The organism is Bradyrhizobium sediminis (assembly GCF_018736085.1).
Taxonomy (GTDB): Bacteria; Pseudomonadota; Alphaproteobacteria; order Rhizobiales; family Xanthobacteraceae; genus Bradyrhizobium; species Bradyrhizobium sediminis.
In genome coordinates this window covers 4,685,683-4,701,590 of the sequence record NZ_CP076134.1, presented here as the reverse complement: position 1 = coordinate 4,701,590, position 15,908 = coordinate 4,685,683, and the positions used below count along the sequence as shown (strand labels likewise).

The following is a 15,908-nucleotide window of genomic DNA, read 5'->3' as shown; positions in this document are numbered from 1 at the left end:
CCCTACGATTCCGTTAAGCGCCTCACCGTCTCCCGAACAGCTTCTCGATATCCGAAAGCTTCAGTTCCACGTAAGTCGGCCGGCCGTGATTGCACTGGCCGGAATTCGGCGTGTCTTCCATCTCGCGCAACAGCGCGTTCATCTCCTCCGGCTTGAGGATGCGGCCGGCGCGGACCGAGCCGTGGCAGGCCATGGTGGCGGCGACATGCATTAGCCGGCGTTCCAGCGGCAGCGACTCGTCCCATTCGGCCATGTGTTCGGCGAGATCGCGCAGCAATGCTGCTGCATTGGTCTTGCCGAGCAGCGACGGCGTCTCGCGCACCGCGACCGCGCCGGGGCCGAAGGATTCGATCGTCAACCCGAACGACGCCAGCTCGTCGGCGCGCTCGAGCAGCCGCTCGACGGTCGCTTCGTCGAGTTCGACAATCTCCGGGATCAAGAGGATCTGGCGCTGCACGCCGTTGCGCGCCAGCGACGCCTTGAGCCTTTCATAGACGATGCGTTCATGGGCGGCGTGCTGGTCCACCACCACGAGGCCGTCGCGGGTCTGCGACACGATATAGGTCTGGTGAATCTGCGTCCGCGCCGCACCCAGCGGACGATCGAGCAGATCGGCGGACGGCTGCTCCTGAAAGCGCACGTCCGCGGTCGGCGTGCCGACATCGAACGCGGCCTGTCCCGGTTCGGCGAACGCGGTTGCTGCCGAGCCCTCGAAGCCCGGCATCGGGCGGACCGGATAGGCCGGCGAGCGACGCCAGTCCCAATTGCCGGGACGCGGCGCAAACGACGGGCGGAATGATGCCAGCGCCGCGCCGTCGCTGTTGGCGGCGGTGCGCTTGCCTTCGCGGGCAAGCCCCTCCTTCAGCGCGTGCACGATCAGCGCGCGGACCAGGCCAGCATTGCGGAACCGGACTTCGGTCTTGGCCGGATGCACATTGGCGTCGACCTCCTGCGGTTCCAGCGTCACGAACAGCGCCACGACCGGATGGCGGTCGCGCGGCAGATAGTCGGAATAGGCCGCGCGCACCGCGCCGAGAATGAGCTTGTCGCGCACCGGGCGGCCGTTGACGAACAGATACTGCCCGAGCGCGTTGGCGCGGGTCAGCGAGGGTGCTGCGGCAAAGCCTTCGACCACCACGCCTTCGCGCTCGCTGTGCACCTCGATGGCGCAGCTTCGAAAATCAGCGCCCAGGATATCGCCGAGCCTTGTCAGCCGACCGGCAGAGCCGGGCAGGGCCGCGGCCCAGGTCACCGGCGCGCGCTCCTCGCCGGCCAGCGTGAAGGCGATGTCGGGCCGCGCCATGGCGAGGCGGCGCACGACTTCGCGGATCGCTTCGGCCTCGGTGCGGTCGGTCTTGAGGAATTTCAGCCGCGCCGGCGTCGCATAAAAGAGATCACTGACCTCGACCCGGGTGCCCTGGCTCAGCGCCGCCGGCATGATACCGGATTTGACGCCGCCTTCGACCGACAGCGACCAGGCGTGCGGTTCCAAGGCATGGCGTGTCGTGATGCCGAGCTTCGCCACCGCGCCGATCGAGGGCAGCGCCTCGCCGCGAAACCCCAGCGTACGGATCTGCAACAGATCCTCGTCGTCGAGCTTGGAGGTGGCGTGGCGATCGACCGCAAGCGCCAGATCGCCAGCGGTCATGCCGCTGCCGTCGTCGGTGATGCCGATTCGCCGCCTGCCGCCGCCATCGGTGAAGATGTCGATCCGGCTGGCGCCGGCGTCGATGGCATTTTCCACCAGTTCCTTGACCACGCTCGCGGGACGTTCGACCACTTCGCCGGCGGCGATGCGGTTGACGACCTGTTCGGGGAGCTGGCGGACGGGCATGGGCGACTCATGGATATGAGGCCCCAATTTAGGGACTTTTGCCGGTTGAGGGGAGCCCGCGCGCGGAAAACCCCGGACTCTCCCCGCTGTTCTCAGCCCTCAATCGTCGAACCGGGCCGAGCCGCGTTTCGCCTTGATGTCGCTGCGGCGCTTCTTGCCTTCCAGCCGGCGGGTCTTCGAGCCCAGCGTCGGCTTGGTAGCGCGCCGCGGGATCGGCCGTGTCATCGCTTCGCGCAACAATTCGGTGAGCCGGTCGATGGCGTCGGCGCGGTTGCGCTCCTGGGTGCGGAAGCGCTGCGCATGGATCACGATTACGCCGTCCTTGGTCATGCGCTGGCCGGCCAGCCGGTTCAGCCGTAACGCAGCATCTTCCGGCAGCGTGATCCGGCGGGTGTCGAAACGCAATTGCGCGGCGGTCGAAAGCTTGTTGACGTTCTGCCCGCCCGGGCCGGAGGCGCGGACGAAAGAGATCTCGATGTCGTTCTCGTCGATCGAAAGGTCGCGGGAAATCCGCAGCATGGCGTCACCGGAAGGCCCGACATTGCCGTGATGGAATCGGGTGGCAAACAGGATACCGGGTTTGCCGAGCCTTTGTCTCCCCGCGCGGGCGTTAGTTCTTCGCCGTGGGCGGCGTCGCAGCGGCCGGCTGCGCGGCGGCCTGCGGGGCGCGGCCGACGACCACGGTGAGCAGGCCTTGCCCCCACAACCGCATGGCGGCTTTCCTGGCGTCGTCGAGCGTCACGGCATCGACGATGGCGTTGCGCTTCTCGATGTAGTCGATCGGCAACTTGTCGAGCTGGTACTGCAGCAGCGCGGAAGCCAGCTTCGAGGAGGTGTCGAGCGCCAGCATCTGCGAGCCCTTGAGGTAGGACTTGGCCTCGTCCAGCTCCTGCTGGGTCGGGCCATCCTCGGCGATGCGGCGGATTTCCTTCTCGATGGCGTCGACGGTCTCGCCGGCGCGGTCGGCGCGGGTGCCGGTATTGCCGATGAAGATCGCGGAGCGATCCATCCACAGCAGCGATTCATAGACCGAATAGGCGAGGCCGCGCTTCTCGCGCACCTCCTTGTAGAGCCGCGACGACAGCCCGCCGCCGCCGAGAATGTGGTTCACGACGTAGCCGGCCATGAAATCCCGTTCGTGGCGCTTCATGCCGGGGCCGCCGAACGTCACCACGGTCTGCGGCACGTCGAGCGGAATGAAGGCGCGCTGCGGCGGCCTGGCGGCTTCGACGTCGGCGACCGGCGTCAGGCTGGCCTTGGCCGGCAATCCGCCGAAGGTCTTGTCGAGCAACGCGCCGAGCGTGGCCGGGTCGACATCGCCGACCACGGCTATCCGGAGCGTGTCCTTTGCCAGCACGCGGCGGACATAGTCCTTCATGTCGGCGGTATTGATCGTCGGCACGCTTTTCAGCGTGCCGTTGGCCGGCCGGCCGTAGGCGTGGTCGCCGAAGGCGATTTCCAGGAACTTGCGGCTGGCCAGCGCAGTCGGATTGGAGCTTTCGCGCCGCAGGCCCGAGATCACCTGGGCGCGAATACGCTCGACATCGGCGCCGTCGAAATGCGGCGATGTCAACGCCATCCGCAGCAGGTCGAAGGCCTCGTCCCTGTTATCCTTGAGCATGCGCAAGCTGCCGCGGAAATAATCCCGGTTCGAGGCGAAGCTCAGCTCGATGGCGCGGCGGTCGAGGCGTTCGTGAAACGTCTTGGAATCCAGGTCGCCCGAACCTTCGTCGATCAGGCTGGCGACCATATGGCCGACGCCGGGCTTGTCGGCCGGGTCCTGCGTCGCGCCGCCGCCAAAGGCATATTCCATCGCGATCAGGGGCACGGTGGCGTCCTGCACGAACCAGGCTTCGATGCCGCCGGGCGAAATCAGGTGCTGGATCCTGGCCGCAGCGTGCGAAGGCGTTGTCGCCAGCGGCATCAGGGTCAGGCAGGCCCCCACAATGAATGCGATGCGCCGCGCGCTAGCGCTGAGAAAGGCCTTGGCAAAATTCACGAACGCTTCTCCTCGCGTTTCGGCGCGGCATCCTTGACCAGATAGCCCGTTACCGATCGCTTCTTGTCGAGCCATTTTTGTGCGGCGTCGCGGACCTGTTCGGCGGTCACGGTGCGAATGCGGTCCGGCCAGCTCCGGATATCGTCGACGCTCAGGCCGGAGGTCAGCGCACCGCCGTACCAGCGCGCCAGCGTCGCCTGATTGTCCTGGGCGTAGATCGCTTCCGCAATCAGCTGGGTCTTGACGCGCTCGAGGTCCTCGGCGCGGATCGGGTTTTGTCCGATGTCCGCAATCACACTGTCGATCACCTGCTCGATCTGGGAAAAATCCACACCGGGCTTCGGCGAGACCGAGATCATGAACTGCGTCGCATCGAGCGATGTGCCCTGATAGCCGGCGCCGGCGCTGACGGCGAGCTGCCGGTCGATCACCAGCGCGCGATACAGATAGGAGTTGGCGCCGCTGCCCAGCAGTTGCGCGAGCACGTCCAGCGCCGGGCTTTCGCCGACGGCGGCGGTGTTGGCGGAGGGAACGAGATAATAGCGGCGCACGCTGGTCTGTTCGACGCGGGGGTCGGACAGCGTCACGGTGCGCGGCGCCGAAGGCACCGGCTCCTGCGGCCGCAGCCGGTGCGCCGGGATCGCGGGCTGCGCCGGGATATCGCCGAACGTCCGCTCCACCATCGGGCGGATATCCTTGGCATCGACGTCGCCGGCGATCACCAGGATCGCATTGTTCGGCGCATAGAAGCGCTTGTAGAAGGCCAGCGCGTCTTCGCGGTCGAGCTTTTCGATCTCCTGGCGCCAGCCGATCACCGGACGGCCGTAAGGATGATTGAGATACAGCGCCGCCATGATCTGCTCGGTCAGCCGCGCGTCGGGGTTGTTGGCGACCCGCATGTTGAATTCTTCCAGCACGACGTCACGTTCCGGCAGCACGTTTTCGTCCTTCAGGATCAGGCCGGTCATACGATCGGCCTCGAACTCCATCATCTTGGCCAACTGCTCGCGCGGCACGCGCTGGAAGTAGCCGGTGTAGTCGGTCGAGGTGAAGGCGTTCTCGTTGCCGCCGATCCGAAGCACGGTCTTTGAAAACTCGCCGGCCGGATGCTTGGCGGTGCCCTTGAACATCAGATGTTCGAGAAAGTGGGCGAGGCCGGATTTGCCGGGCGTCTCGTCGGCGGAGCCGACCTTGTACCAGATCATCTGGGTGACGACGGGTGTGCGGTGATCCGGGATCACCAGCACCTGTAGGCCGTTGGGGAGCGTGAAGGTGGCGGGACGCTCGGAGGTAACGGTGGTCTGGGCGCTGGCGCGCTGCAGGGCCAGCGGCGGCACAATGAGCAATGCCAGCGTCGAAGCGAGGCGGATTGCTATTCGAAGTCGTGAAGTCATGACGTGTGTTGACGGCAGTCAGCCTGGATATTCGCTGATTGCGGCCGGTCCTTCCTCGCTCGAGAAAATTCGATGGTGCAAAGCGGCTTTCGGTTCGACGCGTTGCCGCTCGTCATTCCGACGCACGATGCCGGGCGGGAACCGGCGCGTCCTGAAGCTGGCGCGGCCGCCCATGCGGCTGGCGCCCAGTTTCAACGCTCTTTACCCGACATTACGTCGTATTGCTTGTTGAGCGATTCCTTCGGTCCGGTGCCGTAGGCGAAATTCGGCGATGGGGTCTGGTAGCCAGTCGGTGGCTGGGTCAGGGAGTCCCGCGTCGGCTCACCCTGGAAGGGCGCGGTTTCGGCGGCGTTGCCGCCGAACATGTTCCTGAACAATCCGCCGTCGTAACCAAGCTGCGATGGGCTGAGCATCGGATTGGACGAAGTGCCCGGCTGGATCGGGTCATTGTCCTTGCGAGCCGGAGCGGCGGTTCGGCCGACATTGAGTTCACTCGGCGTCAGGATGCGGGCCGAGTGCTGAGGATCCTTGTTCTCTTTCTTGCGGGCCGCGATTGCAGCCTTGCGCCGGGCTTCATCCGGATCCTTCGGCCAGTTCGGCGCCTTCACCTCGGCCGACGTGGAAGCCGGCGGCGGCAGGGCGAGCTTGGGAGGCACCACCAGCGGCGACCGCTCGCGGTACTCGATACCCCGGTTCTCCATGTTGGTGCCGCCGATGCCGGCCATGATACCTTCGATGATCTTCTCCTCGAAGGTCTTGTCGTCCTCTTCATCGTCTTGGGCGCGCACAGCGCCTGATGTCATCACGAGACCGATGCCCAGCGCGACGGCGGCAAGCTTCAGCACTCTCCACGGGTTTTGCACAATCCAACCGCTGGCTTCGGTGTCGCGCATCGCGTTGTTCCTGTTCAAAAATCTTCGCGAGGGGCGCCGATGTGAGGCGCAGCTTCGTTCCTGCCTGGAGGGCTCGTATCAGCCGGGATCAGGGCGCTTTTGCGGCGGGTACCCCTAACAAAGAATCATACAGCAGGGCCGCTACCCCGGCAACAATCGCCACGTCGGCAAGGTTAAACACGTACCAATTGAAGGTTTTTCCCCCGATCTGGAGGTGGAACAGGGCGAAATCGACTACCGCGCCATAGGCGAAGCGGTCGATGGCGTTGCCGATGGCGCCGCCGATGATCAGGCCGAGGGCGACGGTCACCAGCAGGGTCCGCGACCGCGCCATCCAGGCCGCCAGAACCGCCACCGCCACCGCCTTGACGATCATCAGGACGATCTGGGTGAACTGGCTTTCGCTCTGGAACCAGCCGTAGCTGATGCCGGTATTCCAGGCCAGCACCAGGTCGAAGAATGGCGTGACCTTCACCGCGCCGCGGCGGGCGATGTCGAACACGAACAGCAGCCAGAGTTTCGACGCCTGGTCGAGCACGAGCGCGACCATGGCGGCGATCACCCCGGCGCGGAGGTGGGAGTTCATGGCGACCCCGTCGCCGCAAAATAAGATGTCGTCCCGGCGAACGCCGGGACCCACACGCCGTGCCGGTTCTGTTTGGAAAGACTACTCTTCATCTTCCTTTGTCTATCGCTGACGCCGGTGGTCATGGGTCCCCGCGTTCGCGGGGACGACAAGAACTACACGGTCACTCCCAGCGCCTTCCATTCGCGCAGCGCCTTTGCGTCGCGCGGCGAGACGTCGGGATATTCGGCATCCTCGCCGACGGTGGGCAGTATCTTCCACGACCGCGCGCACTTCGTTCCGACGGCCTTCTCGACCACGACGGCGACGCCGGGCACCTCGTTGAGGCGGAACGCGGCCGCCGGCGCCTCGTCATTGGTCGCCATCGCGTTCGAGGTGATGCAGACCTCGGCCAGATCGATATCGAACAGCGTCTCGAAAATCTTCTGGTCCGAGACATAGACCAGCGGCGAGGCCTCCAGCGAGGAGCCGATGCGCTTGGCGGCGCGTTCGACTTCCAGCGCGCCGGTGACGACGCGGCGGACGTTGCGGATGATCTCCCATTTCGCCGCCAGCGCATCGTCGCGATAGGCGCCGAGGTCCGTCGGGAAGGTGAGGAGGTGCACCGACCGGGTGCCTTCGGGCCGGTAGTTTACCCAGGCCTCGTCAGCCGTGAAGCTGAGCACGGGTGCCAGCCATTTCAGGATCGCGTCACACAGGATATCGACCGTGGTGAGCGCGGCCTTGCGCGCCAGCGAAGACGGCGGATCGCAGTACAGCGTATCCTTGCGGATATCGAAATAGAACGCCGACAGCTCGGTGTTCATGAACGCCGCAAGCGTCGCCACCACCGTCTTGTAGTCGAATTCGGCATAGGCCTTGCGCACGATGGCGTCGACTTCGGCCAGGCGATGCAGGACCAGCCGCTCGAGCTCGGGCATGTCGGCGCGATTGACCTCGTCGCCGGGCTTAAGATGCGCCAGCGTGCCGAGCATCCAGCGGATCGAGTTGCGCAGCTTGCGGTAGGTCTCGATGGTGTTTTTCAGGATCTCCGGGCCGATGCGCTGGTCGTCGGCGTAGTCGGTGGCGCAGACCCAGAGCCGCAGGATGTCGGCACCGGAGTCCTTCATCACCTTCTGCGGCTCGACGGTGTTGCCGAGCGACTTCGACATCTTGCGGCCGTTCTCGTCGAGCGTGAAGCCGTGCGTCAGCACGACGTCGTAGGGCGCGCGGCCGCGGGTGCCGCAGCTCTCCAGCAGCGAGGAATGGAACCAGCCGCGATGCTGGTCCGAACCTTCCAGATACATCACGGTGTCCTGGCCGCCATCGACCTTGCGGACGATGTTGCCGAGGCTGGGGAAATTCTGGCGGTCTTCCAGCACGAAGGCGTGGGTCGAGCCGGAATCGAACCAGACGTCGCAGATATCGTCGACCTTCTTCCAGTCCTCGGCCGCGCGATCCCCGAGAAAGCGTTCGCGGGCGCCGTCCATGTACCAGGCGTCGGCGCCTTCCTCCATGAAGGCTTCGGTGATGCGCTGATTGACCACTTCGTCCTGCAGTATCTCGGCGGAGCCGTCGCCCTTTTCGCGCACGAACACCGCGATCGGGACGCCCCAGGCGCGCTGCCGCGAGATCACCCAGTCCGGCCGGCCCGAGATCATGCCGTTGATGCGGTTCTGGCCCGCCGGCGGCACCCATTGCGTCACCGAGATCGCACGCAGCGCGCGGGCGCGCAGCGTGTCGCCGGGCTTGGCCTTGCCGCCGTCGACGATGTCCTTGTCCATCGCAATGAACCATTGCGGCGTGTTGCGGAAGATCACCGGCTTCTTCGACCGCCATGAATGCGGATATTGATGCTTGAGCCGGCCGCGCGCCAAGAGCATGCCGGCCTCGACCAGCGCCTTGATCACGGCCTCGTTGGCGTCGCCCTTTTCGCCCTTGTCGTTGATGACGCGTTTGCCGGTGAAGCCGGGGGCGTGATCGGTGAAGGCGCCGTTTTCGTCGACGGTGTAGGGGATGGTGGTGTTGATGCCGCGCGCTTCCAGCGCGCGGGCGCTTGCCATCCAGACATCGAAATCTTCGCGGCCATGGCCGGGCGCGGTGTGGACGAAGCCGGTGCCGGTGTCGTCGGTGACGTGCTCGCCAGAGAGAAGCGGGACCGCGAATTCGTAACCGTCTTGGTTGGTATTCAATGGATGATCACAGATTACCCTAGCCAAGTCCGCCGCAGTGATAGCTCGGCGCTTCTCAAATTTCGTTACGCGCGCTTGCTTGAAAACGTCCTCAGCTAGTCGATCAGCCAAGACAAATTTCTCTCCAAGCTTAGCCCAATTATCCGCAGGAGCCTCCGTTACCTCGTACACACTGTATGAGATCTTGGGAGAGTAGCTGATGGCTCGGTTTCCAGGCAGTGTCCATGGAGTAGTCGTCCAAATGACAACTGACGCGCCCTGAAGCCACATCTCGCTCGTGGTCATCGAGGGAATTGGTTTGCCGGTCTCAAGGCGTCCGCCTTGAGCGGCTCCTTCGATCCGCCTAACCGGAAACTTCACCCACACCGTATCCGAGGTGTAGTCCTCGTATTCGACTTCGGCTTCCGCCAGCGCGGTTTTTTCCACCACGCTCCACATCACCGGCTTGGAGCCGCGATAGAGCGTGCCGTTGGCGGCGAACTTCATCAGTTCGCGCGCGATCTGCGCCTCGGCGGGATAGCTCATGGTGGCGTAGGGATGATCCCAGTCGCCGATGATGCCGAGCCTTTTGAATTCCTCGCGCTGCACATTGAGCCAGTACGTCGCATAGGCGCGGCACTCCCTGCGGAACGCCACCATGGCGGCGGAGTCCTTGAAGTCCGGCTTCTGCTTGCCCTTGGAGCGGTAGTTCTCTTCCTCGATCTTCCATTCGATCGGCAGGCCATGGCAGTCCCAGCCCGGCACGTAATTGGAATCGAAGCCGAGCATCTGCTGGCTCTTGGTCACGACGTCCTTGAGGATCTTGTTCAGCGCGTGCCCGATATGGATGTTGCCGTTGGCATAGGGCGGGCCGTCATGCAGCACGAATTTCGCCCGGCCGGCGGCGGACTTTCGCAATTGATCGTAGAGGCCGATTTCGTTCCAGCGGGCCAGGATCTCCGGCTCCCGCTGCGGCAGGCCGGCGCGCATCGGGAATTCCGTCTGCGGCAGGAACAGGGTTTTGGAATAATCTGATGCGTCGGACTTTTGCGGCTTTTCGGACATGAATGCTCTGGTTTGGCTCGAAGGGCGCTGGAAACGCGATTCATTCGCGGATGAACGAGGGAAATCCCGGTCTTGCGCCGAGCCGAAACTCAGGCGGAAGCCGGGCCGCTAATGCTGATGGTGCGCCGCGCAAACATGGGCTTTCCATAGCAGCCGGCCGGGGGAATCGCAAAGCCCCGCCGTCCGGCGATCCGGCAGGCGATCAACCGACCACCCCGAGCTTCGGGAAGGCGTCCGGCGCGGCGGCCAGGGCCGCGCGGGCGATGGCGCTGTCATCGTCCATCCGGGTCACCAGCGCCTCGACCGAGTCGAACTTCAATTCCTCGCGAATGAAGGCGATGAAGGCGACATCCAGCGTCTCCCCATAAAGGTCGCCCTTGAAGTCGAACAGAAAGACCTCCAGCAGCGGCGCACCATTGTCGAAGGTCGGGCGGCGGCCGAAGCTGGCCACGCCATTGATCCGCACCTGATCTTTTCCTTGGCCGCGGCCGACCCGCACCGCATAGATGCCGTGCTTGAGCCCGCAATTCTTGTCGAGGCGGATATTGGCGGTGGGATAGCCGAGATCGCGGCCGCGTTTCTCGCCATGGATCACCTCGCCGGTAATGAACCACGGGCCGCCGAGCATCGTGGTGGCGTCGCCGATCTGTCCCTCCGCCAGCGCCATCCGGATCGCGCTGGAGGAGACCGGCCGTTCCTCGATATCGACATGGGCCTGGACGTCGACCTCGATGCCGAGCCGGGGGGCTTCAGAGACCAGAAGGCTCGGCGAGCCGACCCGGCCCTTGCCGAAATGAAAGTCGTAGCCGACCGCAATCCCGCTGATTCCGAGCCGTTCGATCAGGTCATGGTGAATGAAATCCTGCGCGGTGGTCCCGGCGCGGCCCTTGTCGAAGGTCATCACCACCGCGCCGGAAAGCCCGGTCCCGGCCAAGAGCCTGAGCTTGGCGGCCTCGTCGGTCAGCCGGAACTGGGGGGTGTTCGGGCTGAAATAGCGGCGCGGGTGGGGCTCGAAGGTCACAGCCAGCGCGGGCCGGCCATGGGCGCGCCCCATCTGCAGGGCGGCTTCGATCACCGCGCGGTGGCCGAGGTGGACGCCGTCGAAATTGCCCATCGCCACCACGGCCCCCCGGGGAATCGCGGTCGCGGGCGTGGTGTCGCGGATAACAAAGAAGCCAGGCGTCATTTTCAGGGGTTCTTCGGCCTATAGCGTTTTCAAGCGAAGTGGGTACCGGTTTGCGTCAGGAAAACGCGTCAAAACAACAAACGCGGGTGGGGCCGGGACCGTGACGTGGCGGCCCCGATGAAGTCAAGCGGGGCCCGGGCCGCCGCAGAGCGGGTATCTTGCCCATTTTTCCCGCAGAGGTCGGTTAACGGGCTGTTTAACGCCTGATGCTACTGATTGGAGGAGGACTGCGGGTAGCGCAGCCCTGTCGATGGTTTGTGGCGTAAGCGTCGTGTAGGGGAGTGAAGATGGCGGTTGATCTGTCGATGCCGGTTCTGGTGGTGGATGACTACAGCACCATGATCCGCATCATCCGAAATCTTCTGAAGCAGCTCGGCTTCGAGAATATTGATGACGCCAACGATGGATCGGCGGCGCTCAACAAGATGCGCGGCAAGAAGTACGGGCTGGTGATCTCCGACTGGAATATGGAGCCGATGACCGGCTACGACCTGCTCCGGGAGGTTCGCGCCGACCCCAATCTCGCCACCACCCCGTTCATCATGATCACGGCCGAATCCAAGACCGAAAACGTCATCGCCGCCAAGAAGGCCGGCGTGAACAATTACATCGTCAAGCCGTTCAACGCAGCCACGCTGAAGACCAAGATCGAGGCGGTGTTCCCGGACATGGCGAACGCGTAACGCGCGCAACACACCTTCGGGTGTCGTCCCGCGAATGCCGGGACGACGCATCCAAGTTGACGGCTAGAACCCGCCTACCATCTCAGCTCCCGCGTCAGCGCCTTTGGCGGATGGCCGAACAATTCCTTCACCGACGCCGGGTCGAGCTGGTCGATGCCCTCGAACTCCTCGGAGTGGATGCCGCGGGTCACGAACAGGCAATTGATGCCGAAGCCGTGCGCGCCGGCCAGGTCCGTCCGCACGGAATCCCCGATCGCCAGCACGCGGTTGAGCTCGATCGGATGGTTGTGGCGCTCGGCGGCGAGCTCCATGGCGCGTTCGTAGATCGGCCGGTGCGGCTTGCCGTAGAAGATCACCTCGCCGCCGAGTTCGCGGTAGAGTTCAGCGATCGCGCCGGCGCAATAGATCAGTCGGTCGCCGCGCTCGACGACGATGTCGGGATTGGCGCAGATCAGCGTCAGCTTGCGCTCGCGGGCCTTCAGCATCATCCCGCGATAGTCCTCGGCGGATTCGGTTTCGTCGTCGAACAGGCCGGTGCAGACGATGTAGTCGGCCTGCTCCAGCGGCGCGAGCACCGGATCCAAGCCGCGATAGATCGAGTTGTCGCGCTCCGGGCCGAGCCAGAACATCTTCTTGCCCGGATGGCCGGCGACGAAATGCCGAGTCAGGTCGCCTGAACTGACGATGGCGTCATAGGTCTCGTCGGCGATCCCCATCTTGCGCAATTGCCGCTGCACGGAGTCCGCGGGCCTTGGCGCGTTGGTGATCAGAATGACCGCGCCGCCCCGGGCACGAAACGTATGCAGCGCCTCGCAGGCTTCGGGAAAGGCCTCGAGCCCGTTGTGAACCACGCCCCAGATATCGGAGAGCACGACGTCGACGCCATCAACGAGGTCGCGCAGCTTCTCGACGAACGTCAGCGCCGTCATGACGGGGAACGCCGGTCAGCCCGGTCCGGCGGCGCGGCGCGCCAGTGCGGCATTGCCGGTTGCCCGCGGCGGGGGCTCGATGGCCGGACTGTTGAGCGGAGTCGTATTGCTGGAGCCATTGGGTTCCTGCGCCTTGTCTGGAGTGGCCCCGCCGGTAGCAGATGCCCCCTCCGGCCGCAACGGCCGGGGCGGTGCAAACAGAAATCCCTGTCCGAACCGCACGTCATAGTCGAGCAGATCGACCACGGCGCGTTCCCCCTCGATCCGTTCGGCGATCAGGTCGATGCCGAAGCGGCCGAGCAGGTCGGAAAGGTCCGAGGGGTCAATGTCGGATGTGGAGGTCTGCTTCGGGTCCAGCAGCAGCGACGCCGGCACCTTGATGAAGCGGACGCCGCGGTCGGCAAGTTCCCGCGGCTCGATCCGCAGGTCGGTGACGTGATCGATCGAAAAACGGAAGCCGCGCTGCGCCAGCGCCGCGAGATGTTCGGTCTCGGTCGGACCGAGGTTGCGGAACGTCGCCTGCTTGAATTCGAGCACGAAGGACGGCGCCAGCGCGCGATTGGCTTCGAGGAAATCGAGGCAGTGCGCGAAGGTGGCGGGATTGCCGAGCGTCGCCGCGGCGACATTGCAGAAGATCCCGACATCCTTGTTGCGCACCATGAGCCGGCGCAGCACCTGCACGCAACGCAGCATCACCATGTTGTCGATCCGCCCGATCAGCCCGCCGGCTTCGGCGACGGCGATGAAATCCTCGGCGGCGAGAATCTGGTCCCTGTCGTCGCGCAGCCGCGTCACCGCCTCGTAGAAGCGCACCTTGCGCTGAGGCAGCGTCACCATCGGCTGCAGATAGATATCGATGCGGTTTTCCTCGACCGCGCTTTTGACCGCGGCGAGCAGCTGCGCCTGGCTGCGCGAAGGCGCGGTCCCGGCGGCGGCAGGGGCGGCGGGAGTGGGGGCTGCCGCGGCAACGGTTGCTACGGCAGGGGCCTCGGCTGCGGTGCCGGTTTCCTCGGCGGCGAGCGGCGATTCCTCCTGCGCTTCGTTGTCCGGCCTGGCCGGTGGCTGAGCTGCGGCGGCGGCGCCCGAGGCCAGCAGGTCGTCATGGCTGGCGACGGAGACCGCGAGCTGCTTGACCAGCATGCCGAGCTCGTTGATTTCGCCGACCACGGCCTGGATGCGGTCGGCGCCGGCCGAATTGGCCGACACCACCCGGCCCTCGACGGCAGCGAGGCGGCGCCCGAATTCGGCGACCTGGCGTGCGAGGTCGGCGGTGCCGCGCGACAGGTCGGCGATCTGGCCGCCGACGTCGGTGCGGTCGCGCAGCCGCATCGACACGGCGTTGTAGAGGATCAGGAACGTCAGCGCGGTCAGCGCCACGATCGCGGATTCCGATCCGCTGATGCCCGCCACCGAATACAGGATCAGGCCGAGGGAGGCTGCCACCAGCACCATGCAGATGGCGATGAAAATCGTGGAAATGCGGATCATGTCGCGCGCAACGCCCTCAAGACCAGACTGCCCCCGCTTTCGGAAAACGCGCAACCATCAGGCATCGGTCGTATCGTGCGCTCCCCCAAGCGGCGCAAGCTTAGCATCAATGTTGATTCGCAGGGCTAGTGTTATTTTGAACGGCGAGGAACTGTCCTCCGGCTCAAGCTTATTCTGGCTCGGCGGCGGAAGTGCTCTCCCTCGCCCCGCAAGCGGGGCGAGGTGAAGAAGCCGCGGCGGAGCTACGCTACTGCGCGGATCACCTTGGCGACCTTGGCGATGATCTCGCCGATCTGGTCTTCGGTGACGATCAAGGGCGGCGTCAGCGCCAGGGTGTCGCCAGCGACCCGCAGCATCAGGTCGTTGTCGTGGAAGGCGCTGTTCAGCCCGTCGAAGCCGCGCTTGCCGGGCATATCCGGGCGCGACGCGAGGTCGATGCCGGCGGTCAGGCCGACGGTGCGGATGTCGACTACATTGGGCTCGTTCTTCAGCGACATCACGGCGTCGGCGAATTTCGGCTCGAGCTTGTTGGCGCGCTCGAACAGCTTCTCGTCGCGGTAGATATCGAGGGTCGCGAGCGCCGCGGCGCAGGCGATCGGGTGCGCCGAATAGGTGTAGCCGTGGGTCAGTTCGACCATGTGTTCCGGGCCGCTCATGAAGGCGTCGTGGATGGTGTCGCGCACCAGCACGCCGCCCATCGGCGCCGCACCGTTGGTGATGCCCTTGGCGAAGGTCAGCATGTCCGGCAATACGCCGTAGCGTTCGGCGGCAAACGCAAAACCGAGCCGGCCGTAGCCGGTGATGACTTCGTCGAAGATCAGGAGAATGCCGTGCTTCTGGGTGATCTCGCGCAGCCGCTTGAGATAGCCCTTCGGCGCCGGCAGCACGCCGGTCGATCCCGCCATCGGCTCGACGATCACGGCGGCGATGGTTGAGGCGCCGTGCAAATTGACCAGCCGCTCCAGTTCGTCGGCAAAGTGTGCGCCATATTCCGGCTCGCCCTTGGTGAAGGCCTGCTTGTCGCGGTCATAGGTGTGGGGCAGGTGATCGACGCCGGCGAGCAGCGTGCCGAACATCTTGCGGTTATTGACGATGCCGCCGACGGAAGTGCCGCCGAAGCCGACGCCGTGATAGCCGCGCTCCCGGCCGATCAGCCGGGTGCGGGTGCCCTGACCCTGGGTCTGGTGATAGGCCAGCGCGATCTTGAGCGCGGTATCGGCAGCCTCCGATCCGGAGTTGCAGAAGAACACGTGATCGAGGCCCTTGGGCGCGAGATCGGCGATCCGGCTGGCGAGTTCGAAGGCCTGCGGAATGCCGAACTGGAACGGCGGGGCGTAGTCGAGCGCTACGGCCTGCTTGCCGATCGCTTCCGCAATCTGGCTGCGGCCATGGCCGGCATTGCAGCACCACATGCCCGCGGCGGCGTCGATGATCTTGCGGCCGTCGACGGTGAAATAATGCATGTCCTTGGCGCCGGCGAGCAGCCGCGGGTTCTTCTTGAACGCACGGTTGGCGGTGAACGGCATCCAGTGCGCGGCAAGGTCGTTGGGGACGTTGACGGCGGTGGGCTTCGGGCTCTTGTCCAGCATGGGGGCCTCTTCAATTTTGGGGCGTGGCGCTATTTGCACAGGCTATCAGCTTCGCCGCGCGACGGGAACGCCAATGCACCGCAATATTTCCGCTCAATCGGGCGGATTGAGG

Annotated in this window: 12 protein-coding genes; 1 reads left to right on the top strand and 11 read right to left on the bottom strand. The window is 65.0% G+C overall.

The window, feature by feature from the left end; translation table 11 throughout:
* Positions 1 to 22 precede the first annotated feature (22 nt).
* The 8 genes from mutL to KMZ29_RS22570 form a co-directional block, all read right to left on the bottom strand.
* Positions 23 to 1,834 (bottom strand): DNA mismatch repair endonuclease MutL, encoded by a 1,812-nt coding sequence (mutL, locus tag KMZ29_RS22605; RefSeq protein ID WP_215621275.1) that lies wholly within the window; start codon positions 1,832 to 1,834, stop codon positions 23 to 25.
* A gap of 99 nt (positions 1,835 to 1,933) precedes the next feature.
* Entirely contained in the window at positions 1,934 to 2,353 is a 420-nt protein-coding gene (arfB, locus tag KMZ29_RS22600) for an alternative ribosome rescue aminoacyl-tRNA hydrolase ArfB (RefSeq protein WP_215621274.1), read from the bottom strand.
* A 91-nt stretch (positions 2,354 to 2,444) separates the two neighbouring features.
* On the bottom strand, positions 2,445 to 3,758 hold the full coding sequence (locus KMZ29_RS22595) for a M16 family metallopeptidase (RefSeq protein ID WP_249779974.1): 1,314 nt from the start codon (positions 3,756 to 3,758) through the stop codon (positions 2,445 to 2,447).
* 71 nt (positions 3,759 to 3,829) lie between these two features.
* Positions 3,830 to 5,227: a M16 family metallopeptidase gene (locus KMZ29_RS22590; protein ID WP_215621272.1), complete on the bottom strand. Its 1,398-nt coding sequence runs from the start codon at positions 5,225 to 5,227 to the stop codon at positions 3,830 to 3,832.
* A gap of 191 nt (positions 5,228 to 5,418) precedes the next feature.
* Positions 5,419 to 6,120, bottom strand: coding sequence for a hypothetical protein (locus tag KMZ29_RS22585; RefSeq protein ID WP_215621271.1), 702 nt, complete (start codon positions 6,118 to 6,120; stop codon positions 5,419 to 5,421).
* A gap of 88 nt (positions 6,121 to 6,208) precedes the next feature.
* On the bottom strand, positions 6,209 to 6,706 hold the full coding sequence (lspA, locus tag KMZ29_RS22580; protein ID WP_215621270.1) for a signal peptidase II: 498 nt from the start codon (positions 6,704 to 6,706) through the stop codon (positions 6,209 to 6,211).
* Positions 6,707 to 6,861: 155 nt separating this feature from the next.
* The gene (gene ileS, locus KMZ29_RS22575) at positions 6,862 to 9,921 is read right to left on the bottom strand and encodes an isoleucine--tRNA ligase (protein ID WP_215621269.1); all 3,060 of its coding nucleotides are present in this window, start codon (positions 9,919 to 9,921) and stop codon (positions 6,862 to 6,864) included.
* Positions 9,922 to 10,123: 202 nt separating this feature from the next.
* The gene (locus KMZ29_RS22570) at positions 10,124 to 11,107 is read right to left on the bottom strand and encodes a bifunctional riboflavin kinase/FAD synthetase (RefSeq protein ID WP_215621268.1); all 984 of its coding nucleotides are present in this window, start codon (positions 11,105 to 11,107) and stop codon (positions 10,124 to 10,126) included.
* 287 nt (positions 11,108 to 11,394) lie between these two features.
* Between KMZ29_RS22570 and KMZ29_RS22565 the strand changes: the two genes are divergently transcribed.
* Entirely contained in the window at positions 11,395 to 11,790 is a 396-nt protein-coding gene (locus KMZ29_RS22565; protein ID WP_215613236.1) for a response regulator, read from the top strand.
* A 74-nt stretch (positions 11,791 to 11,864) separates the two neighbouring features.
* On the opposite strand, the gene KMZ29_RS22560 is transcribed toward KMZ29_RS22565, so the two are convergent.
* The 3 genes from KMZ29_RS22560 to aptA all read right to left on the bottom strand — a co-directional run bounded on the left by KMZ29_RS22560 (position 11,865) and on the right by aptA (position 15,796).
* A complete protein-coding gene (locus KMZ29_RS22560; protein WP_215621267.1) occupies positions 11,865 to 12,719 on the bottom strand; it encodes a TIGR01459 family HAD-type hydrolase in 855 nt (284 codons plus the stop codon).
* A gap of 15 nt (positions 12,720 to 12,734) precedes the next feature.
* Positions 12,735 to 14,207, bottom strand: a complete 1,473-nt coding sequence (locus tag KMZ29_RS22555; RefSeq protein ID WP_215621266.1) for an EAL domain-containing protein — start codon at positions 14,205 to 14,207, stop codon at positions 12,735 to 12,737.
* A 242-nt stretch (positions 14,208 to 14,449) separates the two neighbouring features.
* Positions 14,450 to 15,796: an omega-aminotransferase AptA gene (gene aptA, locus KMZ29_RS22550; RefSeq protein WP_215621265.1), complete on the bottom strand. Its 1,347-nt coding sequence runs from the start codon at positions 15,794 to 15,796 to the stop codon at positions 14,450 to 14,452.
* Positions 15,797 to 15,908 lie beyond the last annotated feature (112 nt).

Excerpts from the sequence above, each read along its gene's own strand:
- mutL (WP_215621275.1), bottom strand. The coding sequence starts at position 1,834 with ATGCCCGTCCGCCAGCTCCCCGAACAGGTCGTCAACCGCATCGCCGCC.
- arfB (WP_215621274.1), bottom strand. The coding sequence starts at position 2,353 with ATGCTGCGGATTTCCCGCGACCTTTCGATCGACGAGAACGACATCGAG.
- KMZ29_RS22595 (WP_249779974.1), bottom strand. The coding sequence starts at position 3,758 with ATGCCGCTGGCGACAACGCCTTCGCACGCTGCGGCCAGGATCCAGCAC.
- KMZ29_RS22590 (WP_215621272.1), bottom strand. The coding sequence starts at position 5,227 with ATGACTTCACGACTTCGAATAGCAATCCGCCTCGCTTCGACGCTGGCA.
- KMZ29_RS22585 (WP_215621271.1), bottom strand. The coding sequence starts at position 6,120 with ATGCGCGACACCGAAGCCAGCGGTTGGATTGTGCAAAACCCGTGGAGA.
- lspA (WP_215621270.1), bottom strand. The coding sequence starts at position 6,706 with ATGAACTCCCACCTCCGCGCCGGGGTGATCGCCGCCATGGTCGCGCTC.
- ileS (WP_215621269.1), bottom strand. The coding sequence starts at position 9,921 with ATGTCCGAAAAGCCGCAAAAGTCCGACGCATCAGATTATTCCAAAACC.
- KMZ29_RS22570 (WP_215621268.1), bottom strand. The coding sequence starts at position 11,107 with ATGACGCCTGGCTTCTTTGTTATCCGCGACACCACGCCCGCGACCGCG.
- KMZ29_RS22565 (WP_215613236.1), top strand. The coding sequence starts at position 11,395 with ATGGCGGTTGATCTGTCGATGCCGGTTCTGGTGGTGGATGACTACAGC.
- KMZ29_RS22560 (WP_215621267.1), bottom strand. The coding sequence starts at position 12,719 with ATGACGGCGCTGACGTTCGTCGAGAAGCTGCGCGACCTCGTTGATGGC.
- KMZ29_RS22555 (WP_215621266.1), bottom strand. The coding sequence starts at position 14,207 with ATGATCCGCATTTCCACGATTTTCATCGCCATCTGCATGGTGCTGGTG.
- aptA (WP_215621265.1), bottom strand. The coding sequence starts at position 15,796 with ATGCTGGACAAGAGCCCGAAGCCCACCGCCGTCAACGTCCCCAACGAC.